At 51.9% G+C, this 16842-nt stretch carries 16 protein-coding genes; 5 read left to right on the top strand and 11 right to left on the bottom strand.

What is annotated here, in order from left to right; all coding sequences use genetic code 11:
* Positions 1-145 precede the first annotated feature (145 nt).
* The 5 genes from A3EQ_RS0113575 to A3EQ_RS0113600 all read right to left on the bottom strand — a co-directional run bounded on the left by A3EQ_RS0113575 (position 146) and on the right by A3EQ_RS0113600 (position 5005).
* Positions 146-1027, bottom strand: coding sequence for an NAD(P)-dependent oxidoreductase (locus tag A3EQ_RS0113575; protein ID WP_020155720.1), 882 nt, complete (start codon positions 1025-1027; stop codon positions 146-148).
* A 35-nt stretch (positions 1028-1062) separates the two neighbouring features.
* Complete coding sequence (locus tag A3EQ_RS0113580; protein ID WP_020155721.1) at positions 1063-1842, bottom strand: SDR family oxidoreductase; 780 nt, start codon at positions 1840-1842, stop codon at positions 1063-1065.
* 101 nt (positions 1843-1943) lie between these two features.
* On the bottom strand, positions 1944-3659 hold the full coding sequence (ptsP, locus tag A3EQ_RS0113585) for a phosphoenolpyruvate--protein phosphotransferase (protein ID WP_020155722.1): 1716 nt from the start codon (positions 3657-3659) through the stop codon (positions 1944-1946).
* A gap of 2 nt (positions 3660-3661) precedes the next feature.
* Positions 3662-3925: a phosphocarrier protein HPr gene (locus A3EQ_RS0113590; RefSeq protein ID WP_026499979.1), complete on the bottom strand. Its 264-nt coding sequence runs from the start codon at positions 3923-3925 to the stop codon at positions 3662-3664.
* Between the two features lie 492 nt (positions 3926-4417).
* Complete coding sequence (locus A3EQ_RS0113600) at positions 4418-5005, bottom strand: cell wall hydrolase (RefSeq protein ID WP_020155725.1); 588 nt, start codon at positions 5003-5005, stop codon at positions 4418-4420.
* 296 nt (positions 5006-5301) lie between these two features.
* Here A3EQ_RS0113600 and A3EQ_RS0113610 point away from each other — a divergent pair, with 296 nt between their 5' ends.
* Entirely contained in the window at positions 5302-5781 is a 480-nt protein-coding gene (locus tag A3EQ_RS0113610; RefSeq protein WP_020155727.1) for a sigma-70 family RNA polymerase sigma factor, read from the top strand.
* A 151-nt stretch (positions 5782-5932) separates the two neighbouring features.
* Here A3EQ_RS0113610 and A3EQ_RS0113620 read toward each other — a convergent pair whose 3' ends face one another.
* On the bottom strand, positions 5933-6121 hold the full coding sequence (locus A3EQ_RS0113620; RefSeq protein WP_020155729.1) for a hypothetical protein: 189 nt from the start codon (positions 6119-6121) through the stop codon (positions 5933-5935).
* Positions 6122-6301: 180 nt separating this feature from the next.
* On the opposite strand from A3EQ_RS0113620, the gene A3EQ_RS0113630 reads away from it, so the two are divergent.
* Together A3EQ_RS0113630 and A3EQ_RS0113640 are read left to right on the top strand one after the other, a co-directional pair.
* Positions 6302-6481, top strand: a complete 180-nt coding sequence (locus A3EQ_RS0113630; RefSeq protein WP_020155731.1) for a YkvS family protein — start codon at positions 6302-6304, stop codon at positions 6479-6481.
* A 307-nt stretch (positions 6482-6788) separates the two neighbouring features.
* A complete protein-coding gene (locus tag A3EQ_RS0113640) occupies positions 6789-7403 on the top strand; it encodes a CPBP family intramembrane glutamic endopeptidase (protein ID WP_020155733.1) in 615 nt (204 codons plus the stop codon).
* Between the two features lie 29 nt (positions 7404-7432).
* On the opposite strand, the gene A3EQ_RS21125 is transcribed toward A3EQ_RS0113640, so the two are convergent.
* On the bottom strand, positions 7433-8464 hold the full coding sequence (locus A3EQ_RS21125) for a YkvI family membrane protein (RefSeq protein WP_020155734.1): 1032 nt from the start codon (positions 8462-8464) through the stop codon (positions 7433-7435).
* Positions 8465-8702: 238 nt separating this feature from the next.
* Here A3EQ_RS21125 and A3EQ_RS0113655 point away from each other — a divergent pair, with 238 nt between their 5' ends.
* Positions 8703-10877 (top strand): ATP-dependent Clp protease ATP-binding subunit, encoded by a 2175-nt coding sequence (locus tag A3EQ_RS0113655; protein ID WP_020155736.1) that lies wholly within the window; start codon positions 8703-8705, stop codon positions 10875-10877.
* 235 nt (positions 10878-11112) lie between these two features.
* Here the strand turns inward: A3EQ_RS0113655 and A3EQ_RS21130 are convergent, their stop codons facing one another.
* From A3EQ_RS21130 to A3EQ_RS0113680, 4 genes are all read right to left on the bottom strand, one after another.
* On the bottom strand, positions 11113-11352 hold the full coding sequence (locus A3EQ_RS21130) for an aspartyl-phosphate phosphatase Spo0E family protein (protein ID WP_268761502.1): 240 nt from the start codon (positions 11350-11352) through the stop codon (positions 11113-11115).
* A 145-nt stretch (positions 11353-11497) separates the two neighbouring features.
* Complete coding sequence (locus A3EQ_RS0113665; protein WP_020155738.1) at positions 11498-12022, bottom strand: methylated-DNA--[protein]-cysteine S-methyltransferase; 525 nt, start codon at positions 12020-12022, stop codon at positions 11498-11500.
* Positions 12019-13860, bottom strand: a complete 1842-nt coding sequence (locus A3EQ_RS0113670; protein WP_154652876.1) for a PAS domain-containing sensor histidine kinase — start codon at positions 13858-13860, stop codon at positions 12019-12021. The genes A3EQ_RS0113665 and A3EQ_RS0113670 overlap by 4 nt, the downstream gene beginning before the upstream one ends.
* Before the next feature lie 491 nt (positions 13861-14351).
* On the bottom strand, positions 14352-15113 hold the full coding sequence (locus A3EQ_RS0113680; protein ID WP_020155741.1) for a TerC family protein: 762 nt from the start codon (positions 15111-15113) through the stop codon (positions 14352-14354).
* A 901-nt stretch (positions 15114-16014) separates the two neighbouring features.
* On the opposite strand from A3EQ_RS0113680, the gene A3EQ_RS0113700 reads away from it, so the two are divergent.
* Positions 16015-16773 (top strand): SDR family oxidoreductase, encoded by a 759-nt coding sequence (locus tag A3EQ_RS0113700; protein WP_020155745.1) that lies wholly within the window; start codon positions 16015-16017, stop codon positions 16771-16773.
* The last annotated feature ends 69 nt before the right edge of the window (positions 16774-16842 follow it).

A 16842-nucleotide genomic window follows, 5' to 3' on the forward strand; every position in this document is an offset into this window, starting at 1 on the left:
ACGAAAAGGGCAGACCCCCGGCCCGAAAGGGGCCTTTTTCCGCAAGGGACGGAAAAGTCGAATCCTCCATCCCGCCAAATATGGGGGATGCCCCGAAGCCGTCCCCCGCTTGCGGAGCCGCCCCGCCGCTCTTGTCCGGAAGGTTTTATTCTCTCCCGCTGCCGTCCCAATATTTGATCAAAGCCTGCGTGCCGCTGTTTTCTTCCCCCCGTTCGGCCAAAGCCTCGTACAATCTTTTGGCCAGGGCAAGCCCCGGCAAGGCAAGCCCCATTTTTTCCGCTTCTTCCAGTGCGATTTTCATATCTTTGATGAAATGTTTAATAAAAAATCCCGGGGAATAATCCCCCGCCAAGATCCGCGGGGCCAAATTCGCAAGGCTCCAGCTTCCGGCGGCACCGGCGGAAATCACGGAAAGGGCCTTTTCCATCGGCAGCCCCGCATGTTTGGCATAGACGAGGGTTTCGCAAAGGCCGACCATGTTCGAGGCGATGGCAATTTGGTTGGCCAGTTTGGCATGCTGCCCGGAACCCGCGCCGCCCATGTGTTCGATCCTTTTCCCCAGCGTCTCGAAAACCGGGAGCATCTCCCGGAACGCCTCCTCTTCACCCCCGACCATGATCGCCAGCGTTCCGTTCTTCGCCCCGATATCCCCGCCGGATACCGGCGCATCCAGAAGATGAATTCCCCTCTTTTTCCCTTCCGCAAACAGCCTTTGGGCCAACGCGGGGGATGAGGTGGTCATGTCGATGAAAAACTGTCCCGGTCTTCCGTTCGGGATCAGCCCCTCCCCGCCCAAATACACCGTTCGCACATCCTCCGGATAGCCGACCATGGTGATCACGATGTCCGCCGCTTCCGCCACTTCCTTCGGCGAGTCCTTCCAGACGGCCCCCTCCTGCAAAAGGTCGGAAGCCTTCTCTTTCGTCCGCGTGTACACGAACAACGGATATCCGGCCTTCAAAAGCCGGCGGGCCATGCTTTTTCCCATCACGCCCAATCCGATGAACCCGATGATTCGTTCCGGCATTCGCAACCCTCCTCTGATTCGTTCCGGAATCCCGGTCAGATCGACTTCACCGCTCCCCCGTCGACGAACAGGGTGGAGCCGGTCATGTAGGTGTTTTCGTCGGAGGCCAAAAAGGCCACCACTTTTGCGAACTCTTCCGGCGTTCCGTACCTTTTCAACGGAATGCCGCTTTCCTGCTGTTTCCTGACTTCATTCTCGGAAACGCCCGCCTTTTCCGCATGGATCCGGTCCAGCTGCCGGATCCGGTCCGTCAGGATCCTCCCGGGGCAGACCGTGTTGACCAAAATGCCGTAAGGCGCCATTTCGAAGGACAATGTTTTCGCAAGGCCGATAATCCCGGTCCGGAAGGTGTTGGACAAAATCAGTCCGGGAATCGGTTCCTTTACGGACGAGGAGGCGATGTTGATGATTTTGCCTCCCCTTTTTTTCAAGTAGGGCAAGGCTGCGCGGATCAGCCGGATGTAGGAAAGCAAATTTAATTCGAAGGCGTGCTGCCAATCTTCATCGCCGAATTCCTCAAAGGAACCGGCCTTCGGTCCCCCCGAATTGTTGACCAGGATGTCGACGGTGCCGTATTTTTCGACGGTCCGTTTCACCAGCCTTTCAATATCTTCCCCTTTCGTCAGATCGGCGGCGCAATAGGAAACGTCCCCCGGGGCGTCTTTTCCGATTTCCTCCTTCACCTTCCGCAGCTTTTCTTCATGTCTTCCGGAAATCATCACGTTGGCCCCCCCTTGGGCCAGCGCTTCGGCAATCGCTTTTCCCAAACCTTGGCTCGATGCGGCGACGATCGCGGTTTTTCCCGAAAAATCCATTTTCCCGATTCCTCCTTCCGCTTTTCTTCCATTATAAGGGAAAATATCACCGCAAGAAACGCCCGCAAATAAAAAAACCGACGGAAATGCTTCCATCGGTTTTAATTCAAAGATTCGCGAACGAGCTGCAGGACCTCATCCGTCGTAGCCGCATTCAAGGCCTTTTCCGCCAATTGTTCCATGTCCGCCTTGGAAAGCTTCTTGATTAACGCGCGGGCTTTCAAGATGGACGTAGCGCTCATGGAAAATTCGTCGAGGCCAAGGCCGACTAGCAGGGGAATCGCCTTTTCGTCCCCGGCCATTTCTCCGCACATGCCCGCCCATTTTCCTTCGTTGTGGGCCGCATCGATCACTCTTTTCACCAGGCGCAAGATGGACGGATGATAGGGCTGGTACAGGTAGGAAACCCGTTCGTTCATCCGGTCTGCGGCCATCGTGTATTGGATCAAATCGTTGGTGCCGATGCTGAAAAAGTCCACTTCCTTGGCGAACAGGTCGGCGAGAACGGCCGTCGACGGGATTTCCACCATGATGCCGAGTTGGATCGAGTCGGAAACGGGGACGCCTTCCGCCTGCAATTTTTCCTTTTCTTCCAAAAAGATGGCTTTCGCCTTCCGGAATTCATCCAAAGTGGCGACCATCGGGAACATGATCCGCAGCTTGCCGTATGTGCTCGCCCGGAGAAGGGCCCGCAATTGGGTGCGGAAAATGTCCGTCCGGTCGAGGCAAAGGCGGATGGCGCGGAATCCCAAAAAGGGATTCAGTTCCTTCGGCAAGGACAAATAGGGAAGCTCTTTGTCCCCGCCGATGTCCAGGGTGCGGATGATGACGGGCTTGTCCTTCATTCCTTCCAACACCGCTTTATAGGCTTCGAATTGTTCTTCTTCGGAAGGCAGTTCGGTTTTATCCATGTACAAGAATTCGGTCCGGAACAGGCCGACGCCCTCCGCCCCGTTTGCCAGCGCGGCTTTGACGTCTTTGGGCGAGCCGATGTTGGCCGCCAGCTCCACCCGGTGGCCGTCGCTGGAGACGGTCGGCTCGCCGACCAGCTTTCGCCATTCGGCCAACTGTTTTTCGTATTGCTTTTGTTTTTCTTTATAGGCCGCCAAAAGCTCTTCCGTCGGATTGACGTAAACTTCTCCCGAAAGCCCGTCCAAAATGAGCAGATCCCCGTCTTGAATCGTCTCGGTCGCCGTCTTCGTCCCGACAACCGCAGGGATTTCCAGCGAGCGGGCCATGATGGCGGAATGGGAAGTCCTGCCCCCGATATCCGTTGTGAATCCCTTAACAAATTTCCTGTCAAGCTGGGCCGTGTCGGAGGGAGTCAAGTCTTTGGCAACGATGATCACTTCCTCCGAGATCAGGCCCGGATTCGGGACGGACACATCCAGCAGATAGGCCATAAGCCTCTTCGTCACGTCACGGATATCGGCGGTCCTTTCCCGCATATATTCATTGTCCAATTTTTCTAAAATATGAATGAATCCTTTGGCGGTTTCGTCGAGAACCGCCTCGGCATTTTTTCTTTCGCTTTTGATTTTTTCTTCTACCGCACCTACGAATTCCGGATCCGACAGGACGAGCAAATGGGCTTCGAAAATGGCCCCCTGCTCTTTCCCGAGCCGTTTTTCCGTCTGGGATTTCAAGATATTCAGTTCATTCTTCGCCTTTTCAACGGCTTGCCGGAACCGTTCGATTTCCGCGTCCGGGTTTTCCACCGTCTTTTCTTCAAAAGAGAGCACCGGTTCTACGAGCCGGAATGCTTTCCCGATGGATATGCCGCTCGATGCTGCGATGCCTTTGATCAAAGTTGTCATTATTATACGATTCCCTCTTTTTTCATGGTTTCTTCGATCGTTTGCATGGCATTGACTTCGTCGCTGCCTTCGGCGGTGATTTTAATGTCCGCACCTTTGCCGATGCCGAGGGACATCACGCCCATGATCGATTTCAGATTCACCTTTTTCCCTTTGTATTCCAACGTGATTTCCGAATCAAATTTCCCTGCCGTCTGCACCAGGACCGTTGCAGGCCGTGCATGGATGCCCGTGTCAGCCACGACTTTATATTCTTTCTCGATCAAAAAAATCAACCCCTTTTACATGTTATTCTGTGTGCCGTCGTATCTTTTTATAAAACAAAGAGAAGCTAACATAAAGATAACATGAGTTTTCAAAACAGACAACGCCCATGTTCGGAATTTCTCTATTTTTTCATAAAAGGGCGAATGCCGCGGAAAAAAAAGGGCGGCGCCCTTTTCCGCGATCTTTCCTTCCGTTCCGGAATTTGGCAAAGAAAGAACCGGACAGATCCGGAGAAAACCTTTCCTCCTAACCTCCGGCACGGGGCCAGGGCTTTGCCGGTCAAGAAACAGTTTCCCCCCTTCCTCCGCTTTTATGACCATTTCCCGGCGGCGGAAGGGAAAAACCGGTTCGCCCTCCCAAAAAAGAAGAATGGAACATCCATTCTTCCATAGTTGGAGAATTTCATCAAGCGGGAAAGAACCCGGACGCTTTCCCTCCCCCCAGGAGGAAAGGGCGGCCGGGTCCTTTCCCGTCTGCATGCTGCCAATCTGTCATTTCGCGAAACGGTGATTGCCGATCGTAATCGTGGCCGTCCGCGAGAATATCCATTTGCTTGTGGACGTTTTCGGATTGTAAAAATACAAGGATCCTTGTCCCATCCCCCGGAAAGCGATGGCCTCTTTCACCGCCCGTTTGGACGATTCGTCGGCGGGCTCGTTGATCGTGCCGTTGGCCACCGGGGTGAAGGCGTAATGGCCGCCCGTTTTGGCGTAAATGATCCCTTTCACCGTCTTCGGAAAATCGGGATGGTCAAGGCGGTTTAAGACGACGGTCGCCACCGCGACTTTGCCGGCATAGGGTTCACCCTTCGCCTCCGCATGGACGAGCCTTGCCAGCAAATCCATTTCTTCGGCGGTCAAGGAAGGCGGAAGCACCAGCCTCTGCCCCGGATAAATGGTGTCCGACGGCATACGGTTAGCCTTTTTTATGCTGAGAACGGAAACCCCGTGCGCCTTTCCGATCGTATACAGGGTATCCCCCTTTTTCACCGTATAGATCGCTGCCGCATCGGCATTCCCGCCGGATCCCGCTGCCAGCGCGAAGGCGATGGCCAAGATCCATGCCAATCTCTTAAACACTTGCAACACCTCCCGTTTTCTTCCCCATCAGGCTAACAAGAAACCGGACGGGATTCACTAGTGGACTGCTGGCGAAATTGGCAGAATCCGTAAATCCAATTTCCGAAGCTGCAAAAATCGCAAAATTCCTTTAGAAAATTTCGCTTTTTCGCGAAAGAAATCGCAGGGAAAAGAACGGGACTTTGTTTTTTTGATCGAAATCAGATTTTACAAAATAGACAAAATTTTGTCCGGCCTGTACGTTGAAATTACCCGGGAATTTGCGGGAGGCGCGCCTTTCCAGGATCGGTGGGAAAATGGAGGATTTTGACCGTTTGGCCGAACAATACAGGCCGCTCATTCTTTCCGTTCTCCGGAATTTGAACATCTATCAGAACCGCGAAGATTTTTTTCAGATCGGCCTGATCCATCTTTGGCAGGCGTACTTGAACTACAAGCCGGAAAAGGGCAATTTTTCCGCCTACGCCTACATCACCGTGCGGCGGGGGATCGTCCGCGAGTTGAAAAAATGGAAGCGAAAGGAGGGCATCGAGCATGATGTGGACGAAAATTATTGGAACTCCGTCAAGGAAGAGCCGAAAGCCGCGGAAATGGCCTTCATCAAGGATGCGGTTTGCCGGCTGCCGGAATCCGAGCGGGAATTTGTGATCCGCCATTTCATCTGGGGATATTCATTGCGGGAGATCGCGGAAATGGAGAATTCCGCCTACGCCACCGTGAAGCTGAAAAAGAAGCGGGCCTTGGAAAAACTGCGGAAGGCCCTCACCGACAAATAACGAACAAGTCCGGGCGCCTCAGCCCGGACGCCTCCCGAACGATCCGCCGCCCGAAAACCCCGGCCGGCGCATCTGCTTTCCGGCACGCAAAAACAGGGCGGAAAACCTTTCGGCAGGGGATCCCTCCATCCGGAATCCCCTTCCTTACCATTCATGTCTTGGGCAAATAATGAAAAATGACGCCGCCCCCCTTTTGGGCGATGCCGCGGAAATTGCCGAAGTCCTCCCTTTGGACGAGGACTTGGCGGAAGACGGGAAAATCCTCCTTTTTTACGTAAATTTCGCGGATTTGTCCCCTTTTTAATTGTTCCAATAATTCCTTCGCCATTTCCTCCGTCATCACTTCCACCCTCTTTCCATTTTCGGAATCGCGAAAACGATAGGAAAAACCTGATCGTCCGGGCCGGACAAAGGAAGAAAAGTCCGGATCGAATATAAACAATTTACAAAAATCTTTACAATTTTTCCGGTTTCATGCAAACTATTGATAAAAGTGATCATTGATAAGGAGAGATCGCCGATGAAAAAAGCTTCCGTCGGGAATATCATCGAATTTAAGAACGGGTTGAGGGGCATCGTGGAGAAGGTCAATGAAAATTCGGTCATCGTCGACTTGACTTACATGGAAAATTACCGGGAACTGGATTTGGAAGAACGGACCGTCGTCAACCATAAACATTACAAAATCGTTGAAGAATAACGGACCGTCTGCAAACGTTGCCGTCCCCGTATAAACATTATAATAACGGCCGCCTGCCCGGCGCGAGGGCAAACAGGGATGAATTTTCATCCCTTTTCAAGTTTTTGGGATCCGAACCCCCGTTCCCCCATCCGGTTTCCTTCCCCTGTCTGCGAATCCCCTCTTGGCGGAAGCCCTCATTGTTCGGCGGGGAAAATCGGGAAACCCCCCTTCGGAATTTGTCAAGAAACGTTCGTAAGATCCTTTTCCATTTTAAAAAGAGGTATGGTACAATAATTTTGTTTTTTCGAAGGGAGTCGTTTCAAAAATGGAACAAGTCCTGAGAGACCGGAAATGGATGTTTGCCATCATCCTTTCCCATCTTTTGATCGGATTTACCTTCACCAGACCGGCGGTCTTTTGGTATTTGCTCACCGGCGCGATGCTATGCCTCATTTCCTACGCGATGATCATCGAAAAATTCGACGACCGGCTGCCTTTACATAAGTATTTCTATTACGGCCTCGCATCGGGCATATTCTTTTACGCCTTGGCCTTGCTCGCCTACGGGATCATCGATTGGCTGTCCCTGTCCTTCTTAAAAAATGAAATCATCGGCATTTACGACCGGTTTTCCCCCGATTCTTTCTGGCATTACATCGTGCTGGCTTTAATCATCGTTCCCGGGGAAGAAATATTTTTCAGGGGCTTCCTTTTCAAACGCCTGCTGAATTACCTGCCTTTTTGGCAGAGCGCCCTCCTTTCCGGCTTCCTCTACGCGATGACGTATATTTACTCCCAGTATATCATTTTAATCGCCGCGGCGTTTTTTTTCGGGATCCTGTGGTCGGCCCTTTACGCCTGGAAAAAAAGTCTGCCCCTTGTCATCCTGTCCCATCTGACCTTCGATCTCCTTCTTTTTTTGATCTTTCCTTTGCATTGAACAAGGTGCGGAAGGTTTCCGCATCTTTTTTATTCCCCCTGTCTTTTCCCCCGCAGCAGAAGGAAGAGAAAGTAGATCAGGCTCACATAGCCGAACAGCGGATACAAAAATCCGAGCAGCGTCCCGTAAGGGATGAGGCTGAGCAGCAAACAGGAGAAAAAAATAAAAAGGCCCAGCCGCCGTTTGCCCCCCGGGAAGTGGGTCTGCAAAAACCGCTCCAATCCGTAAACATTTCCGATAATCGTCGTAAATATCTCCCCGTAAATCACAAGAATATAAAGAAAATAGAAGGAGCCGGCCAAGCGCCCGATTACGGCCCCCATCGGGATCTGGAAGGAAGCGGGATCCGGGAGCTGGACGAGCACGAAATGGCTGGCCAGCATCACGGCGGTCAAGATCGCCCCGCCCAACAACCCGCCCAGTTTGACGGTGCGGACATCGCCGATTTCCGCGGCGGCGGGAACCAAAACCCCCTGTGCCAAAGCGATGTTGAAGGCCGCGTAGGCGACTGCGGAATTCAGGGCGGAAATACGGAAACCGTCGAAGGAAAAGACCTTGCCGGGGAAATCCCCGAACTCCGCGCTCTTCCATAACAAGGAGAAGGAAAAAAGGACGAGCAGCGGAACGACCATCCCGTTCACGAAGACCACCCCCCTTTTCCCCATCGTGATCACCGCCCCCGCCAACAGCACGGTCAGCAAAAGTCCGGCGGCCCCGGGTAGCCGGAGCTGCTCTTCGAAAACGGCGGCCGTTCCGGAAAGCATGACGGAAGTAACGCCGATGAGCATGAGGAATTGGATGAAGGTGACCAGGGGAGCCAATGCGGGTCCGAACAGAAATCGGTTGAACTCATCGAAATTTTTCGCGCGAATGCGGATGGAAAGGATCATGATCTTTCTCCCGAAATACATGAACAAACATCCGGAAAAGAAAATCCCGATCATTCCGCTGAATCCGTATTTGGAAAAAAACTCGACGATCTCCCTCCCGGAGGCAAATCCCGCACCCACAACCGTTCCGACGTAAACCAAGGCAATGGACAGCGAACGTCTCCAATCCATGTTTCTCCTCCCTTACCATACCATATGCGCCTTCGGACAAGGGAAGAACAGGACCGGCGGGCTGGCGGCCCGAACCGGTGCGGGGATCTTCATTCAGGGGAAAGAAAAATTTTTTTAAAAAAATTGATCAAAAACACTTGAAAGTCAAAAAAGGTCAAAGTATAATAAAGGTGAAAGTCAAAGATAGTCAAAGTCAATAAACCTGGCGCTTCATTTCCTTCGGGGGAGGTTGAATGCGATGCAATGCCAAATTTGCCATAAACGTCCGGCCAACGTCCAGTTCCACCTCATGATCAACGGCCATCATAAACATCTGCAGTTATGTTCCGAATGCTACCAAAGGGAAAAAGATAAAGTCGCTTCCAATTTCGGGGGGATGTCGATGAATTTCAATCCGTTCCAAGGATTTTCCTTTGACGAATTCTTCAACGGCTTCGGCAGCGCATCCGGCCCCTTCTCCTTCATGAGCGCCGACGGAGTCGCCACCGAACAAAGGAATACGGACCGGGGCGGCGGCTTTTTGGACAAATTCGGCCGCAACTTGACGAACATGGCCCGAACCGGCTTGATCGATCCGGTTATCGGACGGGATAAGGAGATCCGGAAAGTCATTGAAATTTTAAACCGCCGGAACAAAAACAACCCGGTGTTGATCGGGGAGCCCGGCGTCGGCAAAACGGCCATCGTCGAAGGATTGGCCTTAAAAATCGCGGAAGGCGACGTTCCGGAGAAATTGAAAAACAAGGAAGTCTATTTGCTGGATGTCGCTTCCCTTGTCGCCAACACCGGCATCCGCGGCCAATTTGAAGACCGGATGAAAAGGATTATTGCCGAATTGCAAAAACGGAAAAACATCATCCTTTTCATCGATGAAATCCATCTGCTCGTCGGGGCGGGTTCGGCGGAAGGCTCGCAAATGGACGCGGGCAATATCCTGAAACCGGCCTTGGCCCGCGGGGAATTGCAGCTGGTCGGCGCCACCACGTTAAAAGAATACCGGAAAATCGAAAAGGACGGCGCCCTGGAACGCCGTTTCCAACCGGTCATCGTCCATGAACCGACCGTCGACGAAGCGATCCAAATCTTGAAAGGCCTGAAGGAAAACTATGAAAAATTCCATCATGTCCGCTACACCGACAAAGCGATCGAAGCCTGCGTCAAACTGAGCCACCGGTACATCCAGGACCGCTTCCTTCCCGACAAGGCGATCGATTTGATGGATGAAGCCGGTTCAAAGGCGAACTTGACCATCAATTATGCCGACGAACAAACGCTCCAAGAACGGCTGGCGAAGATCTCGAAGGAAAAGGAAAAGGCCGCTGAAGAAGAAAATTACGAATTGGCGGCAAAACTCCGTTATGAAGAAATTCAGCTGGAAAAACAGCTGAAGAATGCGGCCAGCCAAGAAAAACCCGTCATCGATGAAGCCGACATCCAACAAATCATCGCAGAAAAGACGGGAATCCCTGTCGGCAAATTGCAAAGCGATGAAAAAATAATGATCAAACATCTGGAAGAAGAACTGGCGGCCAAGGTCATCGGCCAGGAGGAAGCCGTCAAAAAAGTGGCCAAGGCCATTCGCCGCAGCCGCGCCGGATTGAAGGCCAAACACCGCCCGATCGGTTCCTTCCTGTTCGTCGGACCTACGGGCGTGGGTAAAACCGAATTGGCCAAGCGGCTGGCGGAAAGCCTGTTCGGCTCCAAAGACGCGATGATCCGCCTCGACATGAGCGAATATATGGAAAAACACAGCGTCTCCAAATTGATCGGCTCGCCTCCGGGTTATGTCGGTTTCGAAGAAGCGGGGCAATTGACGGAAAAGGTGCGCAGGAATCCCTATTGCATCATTCTGCTTGACGAGATCGAAAAGGCCCACCCGGATGTGCAGCACATCTTCCTGCAAATCCTGGAAGACGGGCGTCTCACCGACAGCCAAGGCCGCACCGTCAGCTTCAAAGACACGGTCATCATCGCCACGAGCAACGCCGGATCCTTGGAAAAGAAAATTGCAGTCGGGTTCGGCAATACCGCCCAGCGTTTAAGCGCCCTTGAAATATTGAACAACTACTTTAAACCCGAATTCTTGAACCGCTGGGACGCGATCATCGAGTTCAAACCGCTGGAAAAAGAACATCTGTTGACAATCGTGGACATCATGCTGCAGGAAGTGAAGAACAATCTCCTCGAACAGGATATTCAACTGGAGGTCACGCCCAGAGCCAAAGAACGACTGGCGGAAATCGGCTACCACCCCGATTTCGGTGCGCGCCCGCTCCGCCGTGCCATCCAGGAACATGTGGAAGACCCGATTGCCGACAGGCTGCTCGACGAAAAAGGCCCCGTCGGCTCGATCACGATCGATGTCGACGGGAACAACAACATTACCGTTGCCGCAAATGCAAAAACCGCTTAAACGGCCGAAGCCGTTTAAGCGGTTTTTTCTTTTTTTCTTTCCTATTGGTTTTTCTTTCCGCCATCCCCGGGCGAAAAATTTCCCCCTTATCTAATCCAAACGACCTGCGGAACCGGGAATCCCTTTCCCTGCCGATCCGGTCTGCTCTCTATAGAATGGTCTGGTTCCGTTCATGCCGGGAGCGCGAAAACTTTTGGTTATTCCTGTTCAGCCTGCCAGGGACTGAGCCGAACGTTCAAATAGTATAGGCCATTTTTTCCTCCCTCTCTCGTTCGTACCAGGGGAAAACATCATCGTTCACTTTTTGTTCATGAAAAAGCCGTTGATATACCAGCATGAGCCGATCCAATTCCTGGCTGCAACGGATCGTTTTCTCATCGGTCAAGCCGTAATGTTTCGCGCAATCGATCATCCGCTCCCGCATCAATTTAATTTCCGTTTCCAATTCTGACTTGTTCTTCGAGTACGGCTCCACGATCAAAATCCTCCCATTGGTACGTTTCTGGAAAAATCTTTAACAGTGCCCATTATGGCAAAGATCCCTTTTAAAGTAAATAGGTTCGCAATAAAAGACAAAAGATGTTTTCTTTTCCGGAAATTCTCCAAAAATCGCCCCGATTTTACATGATTTCCGCCCGGGGCGGCTGATCTTCCGCCTTTTGCGGAGAAAATCCTTCCAACTTTAATAAGTAAGCTTTCCAATCGGTTTTGGAGCCGAAATATCCCTTTAAACTTCCGTCCTTGCCGATGACCCGGTGACAGGGGACGATGATGGGGAGGGGATTGTTTCGGTTGGCTTGCCCGACCGCGCGAACGGCCTTTCGGTTTCCGATCCGTTCCGCCACATCCTGATAGGATCTCGTCTCGCCGTAAGGAATTTCCAGCAGGCATCGCCAAACTTTCCGCTGGAAGACGGAACCTTCCATTTGCAACGGCAGGCGGAAAACCTTCCGCTTCCCTGAAAAATACTCCTTCAGCTGCCTTTCCGCCTCCTTGAGCAGCGGATTTTCCGGGTTGAAAACCAGCTCCCGGGAATTCGGCGGCTGAAACCCGTCCCCGTCAATCGACAGGCGGATCAAGTTCCCGTTTTTCGCAAAAACCGTCAAGGATCCGACCGGCGAAGGGATGCGCACGTATTCGATCATTCTTCCAGCTCCTCTTTCTGTAAAATCGGCAAATAAATAAAGAAAGTCGTCCCTTTTCCGAGATCGCTTTCCACCATGATCTTTCCCTTATGTTCGCTGATGATGTTATAACTGACCATGAGTCCAAGTCCCGTTCCCCGTTCTTTCGTGGTGTAAAAAGGTTCGCCCAATCTTTTCAAATCTTCCTTCCCGATTCCTCCGCCTTCGTCGCTGATGGCCACCACCAGGGTGTTCCTTTTCTCTTTTTTTATTTCAATCGTCACAAACCCGCCTTCTTTCATGACTTCGATGGCATTTTTGATAATATTGATGAATACCTGTTTAATCCGGTTCGGATCGCAATAGATTTTCGGGATATTTTTGGCAAAATGGGTGCGGAATTGAACGTTGTTGAGCACCGCCTGCCCGTACAAGAGGTCGATCGTTTCCCGCATGATCCGGGTGATGTCGCACTTGTAAAACTGCAAAACCTGCGGCCTGCCCAAGACCAAAAATTCGTTCACGATCGATTCGATCCGGTTCAATTCCGCCGTGATGATGTCGAAGTACATCGCATAACCGGAAATGCTGTTTTGCAGCAGCTGGATAAACCCTTTCAGCGAGGTCATCGGATTGCGGATCTCATGGGCGATCCCTGCGGCCAATTCGCCGATCACATTCAACGTTTCCGTTTTCCGCAATTGTTCCTCCATCTTCATCCTCTCCGTAATATCGCGGAAGACGGTCAAATGGATACCGTCGACGATGTCCCGCTTCGAGGTCATCTCGAGGGTGCGGACCTTGCCGTCTGCGGTTTCGATATCCATCGTAAACCGTTTTTCCCCTTTTTGATGCAATTCCAAAAAAACATTGCGGAAGAAATCCTTTTTGTTTCCTTTCCTGCAAAACAGCCAGTCCAACTGTTTGTGAATATCGTCCTGATCCGTCAAACCCAATATTTTTTTCCCGGCCGAATTCATGTCGTAAATCTTTAAACCGTTCTTCCACAAGATCATCCCGTCCAGGGCGCCGTGGAAGACGTTCCGGAATTTTAAAGCGATGTTGTACAATTCGTTTTCCATCTCGTATTTTTCCGTTTTGTCCCGCAAAATCGACATATACAACCCGTTATAAACATTCGGGCTGGTGGAAATTTCAAAAACCTTCCTTTCCTCGCCGCTTTTCAGCTGGATCTCGCCGATGAAGGGCGCTTTCGACAATATCCTGCCGATTTCCTCCCGCCGGGAGGAATCGTCCCCGGCCAGAACGGCTTGAATGGGGAAGCCGATCAATTCGTTCTTGTCTTTTTTCAAATATTGGCAGAAGGCGGGATTGGCGTTGACGATGATCCCTTTCTCATCAAACATGACGATCCCGTCGATGACCTGATTGAAAATATTATTAAAAAGCTGGAGATGGAAAAACCGTTCGAATTCCAGCCGTTTTCGCGCGGTCACGTCCTTTAGAATGTACAAGTCGATGTTCGGCAAAATATTGCCCAAAGAAAAAAATTCGATATGTTTCACCAACCCGTTTTTTGAACGGATCAACCATTCGTCTTCCAACATCCCGTTTTCACGGATGAGCATTCTCTGATCCTCGAAGACTTCCGGCGGGGTTAGTGAAAGAAATTCGGTGATCGAGCTGTTCATCAACGTCTCGAAATTCGTTTCAAACAAGGTGCAAGCCGCAGGATTGGCGTCGACAATTTTTTTGTTTTCATCCAATAAAATGTACGGTTCGGGCAAATTGTCGTATATTTTCTTGTATATGTTCAATTGTTCTCTCAGCCTTTGATTATCTTCCTCCAGCAGCCGCATCCGTTTCTGCAGCTCGTCCGTAAACGGCAAATTTTCCATTTTCCACCCTCCTTTTTCCCATCGGCCGCCCGCTTGTTTTTCATTTATTCGACATGGAAAAATTAATTCCTTCAAGGATGGAAAATATTGCAAAAGTCGCGGGTCCCTCCCTGCAAACGGAGGGCGTGATCTCCGCCCCCGGACCGACGTCCCTTTTTTCCGGCGGATGGCCGCAGCCGGTTCCGGATGAATGCTGTTGGCTGCAATATGGCAAGAAGATCCGGACGGCCGCAGCTTGAGATCAAGGTCAACCCTTCTCCGTTCCGCCAGCCGCTCCGGAAAACCGGGGAAGCGCAAGCCGGAAACGGCTGAGCCGCCGGCAGCGGTTCGCCGGCCGGGAAGCGGGAAGCCTCGGAACGGATCTTGGCGAGACGGCTTTTTATATCTCCATTATAGAACGAATGTTCGTTTTATTTCTATCCTTTTTTGCCCGAAAAATAAGGACGGCTTGGCCGGTCTTTGCCGCCAGTCAAGCCGTCCGCTTTATTTCGTCATAATTCGGTATCGGCCGTCCTTGCCTTTCGTTTGGAAAACAGGTATCCACCCAAGGCGATGGCGATCAAAACGGTCCAGAAGATCGACTTCCATGCGAAGGATTCCGGGAAGTGCCTGTCAAGCAAGGCGAGGTTCGGATGGGAAAGGGTGTAGACGGCGAGTTTGACACCCACCCATCCGACGATGATGAAGGCCGCCGCTTCCAAATCCGGATATTTCTTTAAAATTTTTGCGAAGGCGGATGCGGCAAACCGCATGATGACGATTCCGATGATTCCTCCGAGCAGCATGACGGAAAAGGGGCCGATATCGATTTCCCCGACTTTGAACCATCCGGTCTCCGGCAAGGTTACGGCGATGGCCACCGCCGCCAAAATCGAATCGATGGCAAAGGCCAGATCGGAAAGTTCAATCTTTAATACCGTGCGCCACAGGGAGTCGCCCTTGTGCCCTTCCCCGCTTTTCTTTTTCCTTTTTTTCTTTTTAAGGAAATGGCTGACGGAGATATACAGCAAATATAAGGCGCCTGCCGCTTGCACTTGCCAAACGTCTACCAGGATGGAAATGACGAATAAGGAAAGAAAGCGGAAAGTGAACGCCCCCAAGAGCCCGTAAAACAGAGCCTTCTTTTGCTCCCGCTCGGGCAAATGCTTGACCAGCACCGCCATGACAACGGCATTATCGGCGGCAAGCAATCCTTCCAGCGCGACCAATACGATTAATACCCAACCGTATTCAAGCAGGATGGAAAAATCCATACCAAATCCCCCTCTGGCAGATTTTCGAAATTCGTCGTTTTTGCTTCTTGAATGGGACGGTCCGAACCGCCCTCCCCGGCCCCTCCCCTTACCGGATGGGGCCGGCATCAGATAAAGGATTTCCGCTTGACCCTGATTTTATGATTGCACGAAAATCCCATGGCCGTGGGATCGGGTCGGGCCGAGTCCCTTTCCCGCTTAAAAAGGGCCATGACCAATGAAATCGCGTCCGAATGATCGGGACCTTTCCCTCGGCTCCCGCATGGGACGGATGGCTTCGCTTCGCAATCTTGACGGATTTTCCAGCTTCTCCATCAAGTCATCCGGATATCTCCCCTCCCGCAGCATTCGTTCCGGTTTTCCGAATAAAGCCCGTTGACCTTTGCGGCTGAACCATCCGGCCGCCGCAAAACCCACCCTCCGCCGGCCAATGCCCAGCACCCCCGGCCTCTTCCGGTCTTTCCCCGCACAAGGGCGGGAAAATATCCCTTTTCCCATTCCCGGAACGGGGAAGGCGGCCGAAAGCAGGCCGGAACTTTTGCCGATCCTTTCCGTCCGGACAAAAAAAACAGACCTTTACCCTTTGGGTAAAGGTCTTGCTGGGCACCGCCATGCCAACAAAGCCGATGGATGTTTCACACATCCATGAATTGACGACTTTGTTTCAGGGAATTCTCCCTGACGCTACTCCCCTTTACAAGCAGGTTGATTCCATATTTCATTTTAATTTTTATTATAAAAGGGACAATGCACGGTGACAATAGTTTTTTCGAAGTTTTTGCCGGACACCGGAAAAATCCGAAAATTTTTCCGATTCCTCCCTTGTTTTCCATCGCCTCCTTCTTTTATTCTGATAGTAGATGCTGCACCGCCCATCATAATTGAAAGGAGAGGAAAATTTGTGAAACTTGAAGGGAAGGTCGCCATCGTAACCGGAGCGGCATCCGGCATGGGGAAGGAAATCGCCAAATTATTCGCCAAAGAAGGGGCAAAGGTGGTCGTCTCCGACGTCCAGGAGGCGGGACAAAATGCCGTCGTTAAGGAAATCACCGAAAACGGCGGAACAGCCATCGGCGTCAAAGCCAACGTGGCCGTGGAGGCGGATGTCCAAAACCTGGTCGATCAAACCGTCAAGGCCTTCGGGACATTGGATATTTTGGTCAACAACGCCGGAATTATGGACAACTTCATGCCCGCGGCGGAAGTGACGGATGAACTGTGGGACCGGGTCTTTTCCGTCAACACGACGGGCGTCATGCGCGCCACCCGAAAAGCGCTGCCGATCTTTTTGGAGAAAAAGCGCGGGGTCATCATCAATATCGCGTCGATCGGCGGCCTGTTCGGTTCCCGGGCAGGGGCCGCATATACCGCATCCAAACATGCGGTCATCGGTTTTACGAAAAACGTCGCTTTCCAATATGCGAAGGAAGGCATCCGCTGCAACGCCATCGCCCCCGGTGCGGTGGAAACGAACATCGGAACGACGATCAACGCTCCGAGCAAGTTCGGAATGAATCGGGCGATGTCCGGAGCGAATATTAATCCCCGCCAGGGAAAACCGGAGGAAATCGCCGCGGTCGCCCTGTTCCTGGCCTCCGACGATTCGAGCTTCGTAAACGGCGCCGTCATCACCGCCGACGCCGGCTGGACGGCCTACTGAACCGGCCCGGCCAAACAGGGAAAGGCCCTTTCCGTCCCTTTTTCCGGAAAGCTATCGCCGGCCGAACCG

The organism is Caldibacillus debilis DSM 16016, assembly GCF_000383875.1.
GTDB classification, from domain to species: Bacteria; Bacillota; Bacilli; order Bacillales; family Caldibacillaceae; genus Caldibacillus; species Caldibacillus debilis.